We start from the raw sequence: 14,363 nt of genomic DNA on the forward strand, positions 1-14,363 counted from the left end.
ATCTGAATAGATATTCCATCAAACCGAGCGAACCTCACAACGAGCGAACCGCGCATTCTTAGCAATGAGATGATGAGAGGAAAATTATCTGAATAGATATTCCATCAAACCGAGCGAACCTCACAACGAGCGAACCGCGCATTCTTAGCAATGAGATGATGAGTCACACCAACTCCTTAAAAAACATACAAGCAGTGGTAGAAAAATCTACCACTGCTTTTTTTATCCTATTCTTCCAAAACTAATTACGTATAAAAAAGAAAAGTCGGTTATGTTTCTTAGTTATACGTTTAAAGTAATATCATTTTCAACATTGAATGTTATTTTTGCACCCAATGCTTGAAAAACCTTATGTAAAGTAAATAAACCTATATTTAACGTAGAACTTTCAATTCTCGAAATTTGCGCTTTTTTAACCCCTACTAGTTCACCTAATTGACTTTGGGTTAAGTTCTTCTCTTTTCTTAATTGTCTAATTGACATCGCTAATTTGTCAATGCTAATACTAGCGTCAAAATCCTCTCTTTCGCGAGTACCTACTTCACCGATAAAACGATCAATCATTTGTTCGTTAGATATAAGTTGTATTGGTTGTTTCTTGTCAAGTTTTTCCATAATTAATAAATCTTATTTAATACATGTTGTGTCTAATAATAATTAAAGGCTCATTTTTAAATATAGGCTGATATTACTTTTTTGTGTAATATTCTATATATTGCTTTCTTATCCGTTTAGCTTTCTCTAATTCTTAAGAAGGTGTCTTTTGCGTTTTTTTTATAAAGCCATTGGTCGCTATGATAAGAGAACCTGTAAAAGGACACCAAAAGGCAAGTAAACGATATTTAGTGTTATTGTAAAGAGTTCGAAACTCCCAAATTTCATCATCTAATTTTTTAAACAGACTACTATCCAAAAAATTAGCATTTAATACCTTTTGGATATTGTAAATAATTTTAGCACTGGCTTTACGGTCAATGCTCTCCAAAAAGGTCTATATCTCCGCGAGATACAAAATTTGTTTTTTACTCATAATTAAAGCCTATACTATTAGTGATACAAAAACACTAAAAGTATCCTAATATGTAAACTTCTACTATTTATTTTTATAGTTTTCTTTGAAAAATAATTACGTATAAAAAAGAAAAGTCTACCCCCAAAGTCATTCAAATTACAACTAAAATAAACGGTTACAAGTCAAGTTAATTGGTTTTGGAATAAAATGTGGTGTAGTACTAGTATTCCTATATATTAACGCACAAGCTTCTAAAAATATTTTGCCCGTTTGGCAAGGTGGTGGTATTGGAAACAACCATAACGTTGTTAATAGCGTAGGACACCTAACCTAAGCGGGCTTATTCCTAATTATTAACAATATGAGTATCAAACCCCACACCCAAGTACGATCAACTGATCAGTACAATGCAACGCTTCTACAAGAGCTCGTTGAACTCCACACCAACTTTACCTCTTATGCACAAAGCATTAATGAACTGTTTTACTACTATGTACAACATTGTACCGATAAAGGAGAAGATCTCTTTTTAGATGCATCAGATGTACACCGCATCCTACAAGTAGTCAACCTGTTGCAACAATTAAAAGAGCCTGTGCAGTAAAGTGATTAACTGATGGAATGCAAAAAAGCAGTAACGAATGCTTCGCTACTGCTTTTGTTTTTAGATACAAAATTAAATTCCTATTTGTTTTTATCTCATTTTCAGCAAGAGCATAGCCTTACTTATTGGTAGTACGAAAAAATCATATCTTCATTCTTCGTTAACACTCGATTGGAGTTTAGTACAAACTCCTCTCCTCTAAATTCAACCACATGCTCACTCTTCCTATACAGTAATTCACTGTTTATATCTTCAATGAAAAAATAGGGTAAAATAGCGTCGATGGTTACTGTGATCTTTTTGTTTTTTATTTTTTTTGTTTCAACAAACGACCGTTTAAAATAATAATCCCGAGTAGCTGGATTTGATTGAGCTGGAAAAGCTTTTATTGTAAAAGATGTAAAGGGAATATTGCCAGAAATAGGAAAAATCAACTTGTTTACTCCTAATTTTAATGTAATACAATTATCTCCATCACTAGTGTCATCATTGTTATACATTAATCGATCAGAACAAAGTAGAACATCATATAAAGGTAGCTTGTCTTTAGATCTAGGATAATTATCAAAGAAATCATAATCATCTATTCGCAAGTCGATCGTAGTATATGTACGACCTTTCGTTGTGTCATCCTCATATTGAACATTGAAATGTTCGGTTATCTCATCGAGCACCTGATCAGGTAGTTGACTCTTTAACTTGAGCACTGACGGACTTAAATTTTCAAATTTCCCTCATGAAACGATTCGACCGAGTACAATGGGCATGTGCGTATTGATGACCTCATCATTATTTGTATAATAAAACTCTTTCGTTTTTTCATTTAAAACGATAAATCCCTCATGGTCGTTTTCAAAAACTTTCACCTCACTATCATGTTGTGCTTGGATTAGTAAGGATGTAAAACAAAACAATATCACTAATAATCTATTCATAATTTTATGTTTAATAACCGAGACTTTTTAAGGAACGAATTACAACTCTCTTTACTTAAAAACTCTTTCATCCCTACCTATTTAGTTACAAAAGCGTTAGTATCCTACTTTACTACATAGGGGGGACTACTATTTCCTCCCATTATCACTACTTTGATTTACCTACTAAGTTACACAAAAAAAAACAGGGTAGCTATCCTTGCTGTCCCCTAACAATTACGTATAAAAAAGAAATGCGCACCCCAAAAGTCATTCAAATTACAACTAAAACAAGCCGTTACAAGTCAAGCTAGTTAGTTTTGGAATAAAATGTGGTGTAGTACTAGTATTCCTAAATTACAACAATCTATTGCTAAAAAGACTTTGCTCATATAATATGATGGCAGTATTGGAAACAACTGTAAATGCTGTTGTAAGCGTTAGGACATCTAAGTTGTATGAGCTTTATCCTTCCTAAATTACAACAATATGAGTATCAAACCCCACACCCGAGTACGATCAACTGATCAGTACAATGCGACGCTTTTACAAGAGCTCGTTGACCTCCACACCAACTTTACCTCTTATGCACAAAGCAGTAACCCAGATTAAGCATTAGCCAAATACTCCAAAGTATTTCTACTTCATATCTCTTTCATTAGCGCTAGAACCATACTATAGTATGCTTTTATTACTAATTCAGACCTATTTTGTATAATTACTTTTCGTTTATATATCTATCGCTTAATCTGGGATTAATGAACTGTTTTACTACTATGTGCAACACTGTACAGAAAAAGGAGAAGATCACTTTTTGGACACATCGGATGTACACCGCATCCTGCAAGTAATCAATCTGTTGCAACAATTGAAAGAACCTGTGCAATAAAGAGACTTACCTAATGAAATCAAAAAAGCAGTAACGAATGTTTCGCTACTGCTTTTGTTTTGTATGTATATTCCCTCTAATGAGAAAGATGCTCTACATCTTCGGGTTTGTGTTTGTATTTGAAAATAATGGCAAACAAAATGGTCACGACCAAAGAGAACAAGGCGAAAATAATCCACGAATGTCTCCATCCTTCTACCTGTAGTAATAGGTCTTCTTGGCTGTACACGTAGTGATTGACTACTGCTTGTGCTAAGAACATTCCGATAGTTGCACCAAAGCCGTTGGTCATCATCATGAATACGCCTTGAGCAGAAGAGCGAATATCTTCACTGGTTTCATTGTCTACATATAAAGAGCCTGATACGTTGAAGAAGTCGAAAGCAATTCCGTACACAATCATCGACAAGATAAACATCCAAACGCCATTACCTGGATCTCCTAAACCGAATAATCCGAAACGCAATACCCAAGCAATCATGGACATCATCATCACCACCTTAATTCCAAAGCGCTTCAAGAAGAACGGAATCAACAAAATACACAGGGTTTCTGAAATTTGTGAAAGGGAGATTAATGCATTGGCATTACTCGCGCCCCATGTGTGTGCATATTCTGGAATTTCCTTAAACGTCGTGATAAAGGGATTGGCATATCCGTTTGTAATTTGAAGGGAAACTCCCAATAACATAGAGAAAATAAAGAAAATTGCCATTTTCTTTTGCTTAAATAGCGCAAAGGCCTTTAGTCCAAAGGCATCGGCTAAGCTGCGTTTTTCCCCCGATTTATTCACAGGACAATTTGGCAAAGTGAAGCTGTATAAAAATAGGATCACCCCTAAAAATCCAGAAACGTAAAATTGGTGGTAATCTTGTTGAAAACTAACAAAATCAGGGCTACTACTGAAGTTAAAACCTAGGCTATCTCCCGTATAACCGAAGAAGTTTACAAACAGCATCGCAATGATAAAACCAATAGTTCCAAAAGTACGAATAGGCGGAAAGGCTTTAATCACATCGAGTTGATGTTGCTTTAATACCGTATAGGCCGTAGAATTGGATAGGGCTATCGTTGGCATGAAGAAGGCCACACTAATGGTATACAGTGTAAAGATGGTGGTAAAGTCGACATTACTTCCTGAAATATACCCGTAATATCCCGTAGCAAACATAAAAATGGCCGCTAATAAGTGGTTGATTCCCAATAAACGTTGAACGGGAATCCATCGATCTGCCACAATACCCATAATCGCTGGCATAAATATCGATACAATTCCTTGCATGGCATAAAACGAGCCAATCTTAGGTCCTAAACCAATAGAGCCTAAATAGTTTCCCATTGACGTTAGATACGCTCCCCAAACAGCAAATTCGAGGAAGTTCATACCCGTTAGTTTCAATTTTACATTCATAATTATATCTTGTAAGTGCTAGAAATAAGTCAATAGATACTGGGATCTAAGAGCAAATTTCCTTAGATCATATTAAATTCTTTCTTTTACTAATTGAAGGATTAAATCAAACTGTTCTTCTCGAGACAAGTTAGAATTGTCAATCTCGATGGCATCTGCAGCTTTAACTAAAGGGGAATCTTTTCTGGCGGTATCGATTTGATCGCGTTCAACCACATTGCGGAACACATCTTCATATACCACCTCGCTATTCTTTTCTTTTAATTCTTTGAAACGTCTTTCTGCGCGAATCTCAGGAGAGGCAGTCATAAATATTTTCAATTCCGCATCGGGAAAAACAACGGTTCCAATATCTCTACCGTCCATGACCACACCTTTCGCTTTACCGAGATTTTGCTGTTGCTCTACTAATTTTTTTCGCACTTCTGATACGGCTGCAATTTGGCTTACAAATTGAGAAACCTCCAAAGTGCGGATAAGTTCTTCTACATTTTCTTGGTTGAGATAGATATCGGCATACCCTTTGGCTACATTATATTCAAAATGCAGATCAAAGCTGTCCAACAGCTCTACTAGCCTTGCTTGATCAAAGTTTTTGACAGAGATTAGTCCTTTGCGCATGGCGAAAAGCGTCACGGCGCGGTACATGGCACCTGTGTCAATATAGATATAACCTAATGCCTTGGCTAGTGCTTTGGCTAATGTGCTTTTTCCTGTAGAGGAAAAACCGTCTATCGCTATAGTTATCTTTTTCAAATTTGAAAAATTTACAATTAATTCAGATCAAAACGAACACCAAACATACTCGTGTTTGCTGCTGTGGTTTGGCGTGCATAAGAATAGTCGAATTTAAGGCGTTTCAGTTGTAAACCCACGCCCGCAGTTATACCTGCGAAATGTCGATTGTCGACAATGCGCAGTTCCTCTCCTTTTCGGAAGTTATAGCCCAAACGGACTTGAAACTTCTTTTGCGGAAACAGTTCTACTCCAACAATGAAATGCCGTAGGGCATTGTTAAAGAAACTGACCTTTTCTTCTTTGAATTCTTCGTCCATAGACGTAGTCCCTCTATTAGGGTTTGAAAAGGACAAATCCCATTGTTGTAAATTATCTATTGTAATGTGCCAACGCAAAGGTACGTTTTCTAATTCTTTCGAAACAGAAATTGCGACATCTAATGGTAATTTTTCTCTATAATCGGCATAGGTCTTGATCTGAGCCCCCATATTTCGGATGGTGAAGGCAAAATCCCACTTTCCAATTTCATCTTTATACAGCACTCCTAAGTCAATCGCTGCTCCTATAGATTGATAGGATTCCATCGAAGAAAAGACAAATTTTACGTTTGCTCCTACATACCAATCAGATTGTTCAATTTGATAGGAAGACCCCGCAACTACTGCTACTTCATTACCGTGAAAACTTCCAGTATAGCTACCAAATTCATCATAGCCTTCCATATCGCCATAGTTGATAAAATTAACGCCTACGAATAGATTGCGCTTGGATCGAAAGGTTTTTGCATACCCCAAGGAACCGTAATTCGCTACACCATACACCCGACTAAAACTCGCATCAACCTGATTATTCATTGCTTCATTAACAACGGCTGGATTCCAAAATACTTGGCTGACTTTATCAGAGGAAGCAAAGTTCTTTCCACCCAAAGCCGCCTGCACAGGCGAAGAAGGTATATTCAAAAACTGATAGGTATAGTCAGCCCCCACTTGGCTATAGGTCTTATGCGATAGCAAGCAGAGTATGGTTATCCCCATCCACAATAATGAATTCCTCATGAGCAATTTATATTACGTCGCTAATATATTACATTTTCAAAAACAATTGTAAAAAAGGATACACGGGCTACTGACTTCCGCTTGTCTTTTTTTATGTTTTTTTTTGTGTTTGAGCAGGATGTATTGCTTTTACCCCATAAAAAAAAGCAGTAGTATGGTTTATTTTACTACTGCTTTTTCCTTTATTTTCGGTGAACAATTGTTCGTCTTATGCTTTTTCTACCATAAAATCTTTTGCCTTTTTTACTTTTTCATCTAGTAGGGCAATTTTCAACACTTCATCCATGCGATCAACAAAATGGAACGTCAATCCTTTGATATAGTCTTCTTTAATTTCTTCGATATCTTTTCTATTTTCTTTACACAAGATAATTTCTTTGATATTGGCGCGTTTTGCCGCAAGGATCTTCTCTTTGATTCCCCCTACAGGTAGGACTTTTCCTCTCAAGGTGATTTCACCTGTCATCGCTAAGTTTTTCTTGACTTTGCGTTGGGTAAAAGAAGATACCATAGAGGTTAACATGGTAATCCCCGCACTTGGTCCATCTTTAGGCGTAGCTCCTTCTGGTACGTGAATATGGATTTTATAGTGATCGAATACATCAGAGGGAATTCCCCATTCATCCGCATGTGCTTTGATATACTCTAACGCAATCGTAGCAGACTCTTTCATTACGGTACCTAAGTTACCCGTAATACTCAATCCACCTTTGCCTTTAGAGACAATGGATTCGATATACAAAATATCTCCCCCAACACTTGTCCAAGCTAATCCTGTTACCACACCTGCTACGTCATTATTTTCGTATTTATCAGCCTCAAATCGAGGGGTACCTAATATTTTACGTAGTTCTTCTTCGGTCACTTTTGGATTAAATTCTTCTTCCAACACAATACTTTTGGCAATACCTCTGGCTACATGTGCTAGTTGTTTATTCAATCCACGAACTCCAGATTCGCGCGTATAATGCGTGACAATGAACTCCATTTGCTTTTTGCCAATCACCAAGTCTTTGGTTGTCAGTCCGTGTTCTTCTAATTGTTTAGGCAATAAATGTTGTCTACCTATTTCGACTTTTTCTTCGATGGTATACCCTGTCATCTCGATGATTTCCATACGGTCTCTCAAGGCAGGTTGAATCGTCGACAAGCTATTTGAGGTAGCAATAAACATCACTTTAGACAAATCGTATCCCATCTCAAGGAAATTGTCATAGAAATCGTTGTTTTGTTCTGGATCAAGCACTTCTAGTAAAGCAGAAGACGGATCTCCATTGTTACTCACAGACAATTTATCAATCTCATCGAGTAAGAATACGGGGTTTGATGTTCCAGCTTTTTTCAAACTTTGAATGATACGTCCTGGCATAGCGCCAATGTATGTTTTTCTATGTCCTCTAATTTCTGCCTCATCGCGCAATCCCCCTAAAGAGATGCGTACATATTCTCTACCTAATGCTTTGGCAATAGACTTTCCAATGGATGTTTTCCCTACACCTGGAGGTCCATATAAACACAAGATTGGAGCTTTAAGATCATCGCGCAGTTTTAAAACCGCCATATGTTCAATTACTCTTTTCTTGACATCTTCAATGCCATAGTGATCCTTATCTAGGATCTTTTGAGAGCGTTTAAGATCAAATTTATCTTCCGAATACTTTTTCCAAGGTAGCTCTAATAAAAGCTCTAAATAATTGCGTTGAATACCAAATTCTGCTACTTGTGGATTCATGCGTTGCCATTTCATCAATTCTTTGTCGAAACGCTCACTTACTTCTTTAGACCACTTTTTCTCCTTGGCTTTTTTGCGCATGTCTTCAAACTCCTCTTCATTTGAAAATCCTCCCAATTCTTCTTGAATGGTTTTCATCTGTTGGTGTAAGAAATACTCCTTTTGTTGCTGATCTAAATCGATACGCACTTTGGATTGAATCGTGTTTTTCAGCTGTAACTTTTGAAGCTCTACATTCATTAAACGCAAGGTTTCATACGCACGAGCTTTTAAATCATTGATGCGTAACAATTGTTGTTTGTCTTCTACCGTTAAATTGAGGTTAGACGAAACAAAATTGATCAAAAATGAATTACTCTCTATATTCTTCACAGCAAAAGAAGCCTCTGAAGGGATATTTGGATTTTCTCTGATAATTTCGACTGCGAGTTCTTTGATTGAATCTACAACAGCTAAGAATTCTTGATCATCCGCTTCGGGACGTATTTCATCACATTCTTTTACTGTGGCAGTTAGGTATGGTTTTTCAGCAACCAATGCTGCAATCTCAAAACGCTTTTTCCCTTGTAGGATTACGGTAATATTTCCATCTGGTAGTTTCAATACCTTAATGATACGGGCTACAGTTCCTTGGTGGTGAATATCTTGTATTCCTGGGTCTTCCGTATCTTCGTTAATTTGAGCAACAACTCCTATACTTTTGCCTTTTTTATTGGCTGCTTCAATCAATTTGATTGACTTATCCCTTCCTGCTGTAATTGGAATAACAACACCTGGAAATAAAACCATATTGCGCAAAGGCAAAATCGCCAATTCTACGGGTAGTTCCTCATTATTCATTTCTTCTTCATCTTCTTGACTTAACAAAGGAATGAACTCAGAATCACCATCTAAGAAATCATCAAGCATCAAATTATCTAATGTTATTATTTTTTGGTTTGCCATATTATAAATATCACGTCATTTTGTCAGTAGCTTATATTCTATCATCGAGAACAAAAAACATAAGTTCTTAATAATCAACAAATAAAGCCACTTATTAGTTTCATACTACAGTAGTAGTTCAATCTTTATGCCATAAAAAAACCTTGCATAAAGCAAGGTCTTATGTCAGTTATTTATCGCTATTGTCTTACAATTCAATTGGTCCACTTCCATCCCCTGGTCCAGGTCCAGGTGTTACAACTTCTTTCAAAAGCAAATCAGCGCTAAAATCTCCGAACTCTAACGTAAGAACACGTCCTTCTTTCGATCTTAACTTAAATATAAATTTCCCTTTGTATGTCGCGCGTTCTGATAGTGGTAATTGGGTAATTCCTTCTATTTTTAACGCACTTCCTTCTAAGCTTTTATCTTCAACGTTTGAAAAGTATTTCACTCCATTTTCAGAGGTATACTCTACCGCTACTTGATCGTACTTATACGTTCCAGCAACTGCTTCTTTAGGAAAGCTAATTTTAATCGCTCTTTTGCGCATAGGTTGACTTTCTGCTGCAATAACAACTTTGCCGTCAACGATATCTCCTTTTTCATTAGAAACGACCATTAAATCATTGATATCCGTATCATTCAAACTCGCATATACAAATCCGTGTTTGCCACTTACCCCTATTCTTTTATACGGAATATTTTTAAACTCACCTGATAATTTAAATGTTCTCAATCCACTTTCATTTAATGGCGAAGGAACCATCGAACTATTGAAAGATCCACTTACTAGCATGGCTTCCTTGTCAATCTTTGAAATTTTGATCATCCCATTATTTCTTCTAGGATCATTCATATCTAAGGAACTAAAGGCATCAAAACTAAGTTCGCCTGTTCGCATTGTATACTCAATAAGATTTAAGTTGGTTGGAAAATTCCCCTCTTGAAACTTCAATAAGGAGAAGCTAAATTGTTGATCACCTCCATCCATTTCTTGCATTTCCAAACGAAATTCTCCATTAGCATCCAAAGTCGCTAAAAACTTTTCCGTTTCAATACGCGTAGTATCAGGTAAAGTTAGTGAAAAATAGGTAGGCCCTTTATACGAAGGATCGCTAGAAAATTCGTTATCATCTGAACTGTTGCAAGATGATACCAAGCCTCCTCCAATTGTCAACAAACTTACACCAATTAATATTGAATAAAATTTCTTCATGATTTTACATTCTAATTACAATTCCAAATATATATATTTTAATAGATTTTAAAACTTTTTTAACAAAAAAAAATTAACAATAATCCTTCTTTCTACTTCTTCTTCTCTTTTACACGTAATAATAGAAAAAATCCAACGATAAAAAATAAAATAAGAAACAAAATCGCATTTTGCATCTTACCTGTGAGGTCACTAATTAATCCATAGACAAACATACCTACGACAATTCCAATTTTTTCAGTTACGTCATAAAAGCTAAAGAACGAGGTTGTATCTGTTGTTTCGGGTAATAATTTAGCATAAGTTGATCGAGAAAGCGATTGTATTCCCCCCATGACTAATCCCACAAAAGCAGCTGCAACATAAAACTCATTGGGCGTAACAATGGTATACGCATAGATACAGATAAAAACCCAAAGCACATTTAATACACATAGGGTATAGATATTGCCAATGCGCTTAGACAAGCTTGAGGTAGCAAAGGCCCCTACGATGGCAATTAACTGGATCAACATAATACTTAAGATTAATCCCATACTGCGTTGTTGATCATCTGCCCAAGCAATTTCTTTTTCTCCGAAAAAGGCAGCGATAATCATCACCGTTTGCACCGCCATACTATAGACAAAAAAAGCAACCAAATAGCGTTTCAATACGGTTTGTTCTCGCAGCATGACGAGTACTTTCTTCAATTCTTTAAATCCTTTAAAAAATATACTGCCTGTCAGTTTGTTGTTATTTTTAAAATCTGGCAGTCGACGAAAGGTAACTTGGCTAAAAGCAAGCCACCAGATTCCAACCAATATAAAGGAAGCACGCATAGCTTGAGTCGCATCTTCAAAGCCCAACTGTTCGGCATTCATCACCAATCCAAGGTTGAGGATTAAGAGCAATACACTACCTACATAGCCTAAAGCATAGCCTTTGGCACTAATGCGATCTTGTTGTTCTTCGAATGCAATATCGGGTAGATATGAATTATAGAAGACCAGGCTACCCCAAAAGCCAATTAATCCCATCATGTAGATGAACAAGCTCCATCCGAAATAATCTAAACTAAAAAAGTACAACAGCATGCAAGAAACAGATCCAATGCCGCAGAAAAGTTTCATAAAAAACTTTTTTGTTCCTAAATAATCGGCAATACCCGATAGCAAAGGAGAAATAAAGGCAATAATCAAGAAACCGATAGCTGTAACGTAGCTGATAATACTCTCGCTATTCATTTCTATTCCAAAAAAAGAATAGCGATCAATTTCTTTTGCACGAAATAGCATTCCGTAATACAAAGGAAAGATAGAAGAGGATATAACTAAGGCATAGACCGAATTAGCCCAATCATAAAAAGCCCATGCATTTAATAGTTTGGGATTCCCTTTTTCAAAATTTTTCATGCTCTACTTTAAATAATCCACTAAAATAGAAAAAAGCAATCGGTGTCGATTGCTTTTTTCTGTTTATTTTAAAAGGTTACCCCAAATTTTGCTGCTTCCGCTTTTGCCGCTGGAATTAGTCTTTTCAAATCTTCAATACGCTGTTGATTTGAAGGGTGGGTACTAGTAAAAGAAGATCCTCCTCCACCTCCGCTATTGGCAGCCATACGGCTCCAAAAAGCAACAGCCTCTTCGGGATTATAACCCGCTATAGCCATTAAGGTAAGTCCGATTTTATCCGCTTCACTTTCATTACTTCTACTAAAAGGCAGCATCACACCATACTGACTTCCCAAACCAAACGCCATACCCAAGGCTTGTTTGGTTGATTCTTTACTACCTGAAGTGGCAACATCCAATCCCATGGCAGCTGCTTGTTGTAACATGGCAGCACTCACGCGTTGTTGACCGTGATTGGCTAAAGCGTGCGAGACTTCATGTCCCATTACGGTGGCAATTCCCGCATCTGTTTGACAAATCGGTAAAATTCCAGTAAAAAACACTATTTTACCCCCTGGCATACACCAAGCGTTAACTTCTTTATCGTCAACCAAATTATACTCCCAACGGTAATCATCCAAATATTTAGGATACCCATTTGCCGTTAACCATTTTTCTGCAGCTACGCGAATTTTATTTCCTATTTCTTCAATGCGCTTTGCATCTTTGGTCCCCTTGATCACTTTATGCTCGTTTAAAAACTCGCCATATTGTTGAAAAGACGACGGAAACAAAGAGGCATCTGACACAAATGCCATGGTACTTTTTCCACTAAAAGGATTTGTTTTACACCCGATTAACAAAAGAATTGCCCCCAAGGACAGCACTATTTTTTTCATAATTTTTTTTATTCAAAATTAAAATTATTCTTTTAGGATTTACCACAATTTACTTTTTGTTTTTTTTGGATAGTATTTTTTACTTATTTATTCTTTTCTATCTAGTATTCAAGTTTTTATAAGAAAAAACTACAATTTACACAGAAAGCCATTAAAAAACAAAAGTAAAAAACACCTAATCAACATCCGTTTGAAAAAACACCTCTCTAGAGCAAACAATATCTTTTATATATTTTGTACTTTTGTTTCAAATGCTTTTCAATAATGCAAGACAATTCTAAAAAGGTAAAACATTCATTAGAAATACCGAAATCAATCCTATGGACTGGAAAGTTTTTACAATTTTTCTCTCAATCCTTAGCTGCTAAGTTTGCGCAGAATCTCTTTATTACCCCAATTAAATTCAAAACCCCCAAGAGGGAAAAAGAGATGCTAACCAAAAGTAAAAGGACTAAATTATACGTACATGCAATTAAAAAAGACATTGTCGTTTACGAATATGGTATCAACAAAAAAGCCAATAAAAAAGCCTTGTTGATTCACGGGTGGAATGGACGAGGGACCCAATTGGTCACCATTGCCAACATACTGATTCGCCAAGGGTATGACATTGTCAGTTTTGACGCACCAGGACATGGTTTGGCACCGAAAACCAAAACAAACCTTACCGAATTTATTGCTTCAGCGTTTGAAATTGAAAAGCAATTTGGGCCTTTCGACCTTATTGTTGGGCATTCTTTAGGTGGTATGACAACGATGAATGCCTTGCGCGATGGATTAAAAGCAAAGCAGGCTGTCATTATTGGCAGTGGAGATGTAGTTCAGGACGTCATTGAAGATTTCGTCAAGCAAATTCAACTAAAACCACAAATTGCCAACATCATAAAAATGCGCTTTGAAAAGCAATTTAACCGTACAATGGACAGTTACTGTGTACACAAAGCAGCAGCAGAGATCCATATTCCAGTTTTGATTATCCACGATGAGGATGATATCGATGTTCCAATCAAAGCAGCTTATCAAATTAAGAAACACGCGCCCAACAGTCAATTGATGGTCACCAGTGGATTAGGACACCGCAAAGTATTAGGCGACAAAAAAGTAATTGAACGCATTCGCGATTTTACACAAGAAACGCATTAACACGATTAAAGTAATGAAAAAAGACAAAGATACCACAGCAGAAGAATGGAGAGAACTCCTCACACCTGAGCAGTTCTACGTACTAAGAGAAAAGGGAACTGAACGCCCGTTTACTGGAGAATACAATGATTTTTATGAAACAGGACACTACGCCTGTTCAGGTTGTGGACAGGTATTGTTTGACTCAACAACCAAATTTAATTCACATTGTGGTTGGCCTTCTTTTGATCAAGCCATAGAAGGAAGTGTGGCATATATTAAAGATGTATCACACGGTATGGTCCGCGTAGAAGTTGTTTGTTCCAACTGTCAAGGCCATTTAGGGCATGTTTTTCCTGATGGACCACAAGAGACAACAGGGCATCGCTATTGCATTAATTCCATCTCGATTAAACATCAAAAGTAAGCGATTACTTCCGTTCAAAATAAGGATTTTCCTTATTTTGA

The 14,363-nt window shown here is 36.6% G+C and carries 15 protein-coding genes; 4 read left to right on the forward strand and 11 right to left on the reverse strand.

The features are described 5' to 3' along the window. Window positions 1–282: 282 nt before the first annotated feature. Entirely contained in the window at window positions 283–615 is a 333-nt protein-coding gene (locus tag ACPDHL_RS05515; protein WP_430531794.1) for a helix-turn-helix domain-containing protein, read from the reverse strand. Between the two features lie 133 nt (window positions 616–748). Continuing rightward, a complete protein-coding gene (locus ACPDHL_RS05520; protein WP_430531795.1) occupies window positions 749–985 on the reverse strand; it encodes a type II toxin-antitoxin system RelE/ParE family toxin in 237 nt (78 codons plus the stop codon). A 388-nt stretch (window positions 986–1,373) separates the two neighbouring features. On the opposite strand from ACPDHL_RS05520, the gene ACPDHL_RS05525 reads away from it, so the two are divergent. Then, on the forward strand, window positions 1,374–1,616 hold the full coding sequence (locus ACPDHL_RS05525; RefSeq protein ID WP_430531796.1) for a hypothetical protein: 243 nt from the start codon (window positions 1,374–1,376) through the stop codon (window positions 1,614–1,616). A 122-nt stretch (window positions 1,617–1,738) separates the two neighbouring features. Here ACPDHL_RS05525 and ACPDHL_RS05530 read toward each other — a convergent pair whose 3' ends face one another. Then, window positions 1,739–2,323, reverse strand: coding sequence for a hypothetical protein (locus tag ACPDHL_RS05530; protein ID WP_430531797.1), 585 nt, complete (start codon window positions 2,321–2,323; stop codon window positions 1,739–1,741). Window positions 2,324–2,350: 27 nt separating this feature from the next. Beyond that, window positions 2,351–2,551, reverse strand: a complete 201-nt coding sequence (locus ACPDHL_RS05535; protein WP_430531798.1) for a hypothetical protein — start codon at window positions 2,549–2,551, stop codon at window positions 2,351–2,353. A 468-nt stretch (window positions 2,552–3,019) separates the two neighbouring features. Here ACPDHL_RS05535 and ACPDHL_RS05540 point away from each other — a divergent pair, with 468 nt between their 5' ends. Beyond that, a complete protein-coding gene (locus ACPDHL_RS05540; protein ID WP_430531799.1) occupies window positions 3,020–3,142 on the forward strand; it encodes a hypothetical protein in 123 nt (40 codons plus the stop codon). 353 nt (window positions 3,143–3,495) lie between these two features. Here the strand turns inward: ACPDHL_RS05540 and ACPDHL_RS05545 are convergent, their stop codons facing one another. From ACPDHL_RS05545 to ACPDHL_RS05575, 7 genes are all read right to left on the reverse strand, one after another. After that, window positions 3,496–4,830: an MFS transporter gene (locus ACPDHL_RS05545; RefSeq protein ID WP_430531800.1), complete on the reverse strand. Its 1,335-nt coding sequence runs from the start codon at window positions 4,828–4,830 to the stop codon at window positions 3,496–3,498. Window positions 4,831–4,902: 72 nt separating this feature from the next. Then, on the reverse strand, window positions 4,903–5,586 hold the full coding sequence (cmk, locus tag ACPDHL_RS05550) for a (d)CMP kinase (RefSeq protein ID WP_430531801.1): 684 nt from the start codon (window positions 5,584–5,586) through the stop codon (window positions 4,903–4,905). Window positions 5,587–5,603: 17 nt separating this feature from the next. Further along, window positions 5,604–6,626, reverse strand: coding sequence for a type IX secretion system protein PorQ (gene porQ, locus ACPDHL_RS05555; protein WP_430531802.1), 1,023 nt, complete (start codon window positions 6,624–6,626; stop codon window positions 5,604–5,606). Window positions 6,627–6,834: 208 nt separating this feature from the next. After that, window positions 6,835–9,303 carry an endopeptidase La gene (lon, locus tag ACPDHL_RS05560; protein WP_430531803.1) on the reverse strand — a complete coding sequence of 823 codons (2,469 nt, stop codon included), beginning with the start codon at window positions 9,301–9,303 and terminating at the stop codon, window positions 6,835–6,837. Between the two features lie 187 nt (window positions 9,304–9,490). Continuing rightward, entirely contained in the window at window positions 9,491–10,501 is a 1,011-nt protein-coding gene (locus ACPDHL_RS05565) for a hypothetical protein (protein WP_430531804.1), read from the reverse strand. Window positions 10,502–10,593: 92 nt separating this feature from the next. Next, window positions 10,594–11,895, reverse strand: coding sequence for an MFS transporter (locus ACPDHL_RS05570; RefSeq protein WP_430531805.1), 1,302 nt, complete (start codon window positions 11,893–11,895; stop codon window positions 10,594–10,596). A 68-nt stretch (window positions 11,896–11,963) separates the two neighbouring features. After that, a complete protein-coding gene (locus ACPDHL_RS05575; RefSeq protein WP_430531806.1) occupies window positions 11,964–12,773 on the reverse strand; it encodes a M48 family metallopeptidase in 810 nt (269 codons plus the stop codon). 264 nt (window positions 12,774–13,037) lie between these two features. Between ACPDHL_RS05575 and ACPDHL_RS05580 the strand changes: the two genes are divergently transcribed. Together ACPDHL_RS05580 and msrB are read left to right on the forward strand one after the other, a co-directional pair. Then, on the forward strand, window positions 13,038–13,916 hold the full coding sequence (locus ACPDHL_RS05580; protein WP_430531807.1) for an alpha/beta hydrolase: 879 nt from the start codon (window positions 13,038–13,040) through the stop codon (window positions 13,914–13,916). Between the two features lie 13 nt (window positions 13,917–13,929). Then, window positions 13,930–14,322 (forward strand): peptide-methionine (R)-S-oxide reductase MsrB, encoded by a 393-nt coding sequence (msrB, locus tag ACPDHL_RS05585; RefSeq protein ID WP_430531808.1) that lies wholly within the window; start codon window positions 13,930–13,932, stop codon window positions 14,320–14,322. Window positions 14,323–14,363: the final 41 nt, after the last annotated feature.

Origin of the sequence: Myroides sp. C15-4, from assembly GCF_050522745.1 — a bacterium.
Taxonomy (GTDB): domain Bacteria; phylum Bacteroidota; class Bacteroidia; order Flavobacteriales; family Flavobacteriaceae; genus Flavobacterium.

Coding starts and splice junctions, on each gene's coding strand:
- ACPDHL_RS05515 (WP_430531794.1), bottom strand. CDS start 615: ATGGAAAAACTTGACAAGAAACAACCAATACAACTTATATCTAACGAA.
- ACPDHL_RS05545 (WP_430531800.1), bottom strand. CDS start 4,830: ATGAATGTAAAATTGAAACTAACGGGTATGAACTTCCTCGAATTTGCT.
- ACPDHL_RS05580 (WP_430531807.1), top strand. CDS start 13,038: ATGCAAGACAATTCTAAAAAGGTAAAACATTCATTAGAAATACCGAAA.
- porQ (WP_430531802.1), bottom strand. CDS start 6,626: ATGAGGAATTCATTATTGTGGATGGGGATAACCATACTCTGCTTGCTA.
- ACPDHL_RS05525 (WP_430531796.1), top strand. CDS start 1,374: ATGAGTATCAAACCCCACACCCAAGTACGATCAACTGATCAGTACAAT.
- ACPDHL_RS05535 (WP_430531798.1), bottom strand. CDS start 2,551: ATGAATAGATTATTAGTGATATTGTTTTGTTTTACATCCTTACTAATC.
- ACPDHL_RS05540 (WP_430531799.1), top strand. CDS start 3,020: ATGAGTATCAAACCCCACACCCGAGTACGATCAACTGATCAGTACAAT.
- ACPDHL_RS05565 (WP_430531804.1), bottom strand. CDS start 10,501: ATGAAGAAATTTTATTCAATATTAATTGGTGTAAGTTTGTTGACAATT.
- msrB (WP_430531808.1), top strand. CDS start 13,930: ATGAAAAAAGACAAAGATACCACAGCAGAAGAATGGAGAGAACTCCTC.
- lon (WP_430531803.1), bottom strand. CDS start 9,303: ATGGCAAACCAAAAAATAATAACATTAGATAATTTGATGCTTGATGAT.
- ACPDHL_RS05575 (WP_430531806.1), bottom strand. CDS start 12,773: ATGAAAAAAATAGTGCTGTCCTTGGGGGCAATTCTTTTGTTAATCGGG.
- ACPDHL_RS05570 (WP_430531805.1), bottom strand. CDS start 11,895: ATGAAAAATTTTGAAAAAGGGAATCCCAAACTATTAAATGCATGGGCT.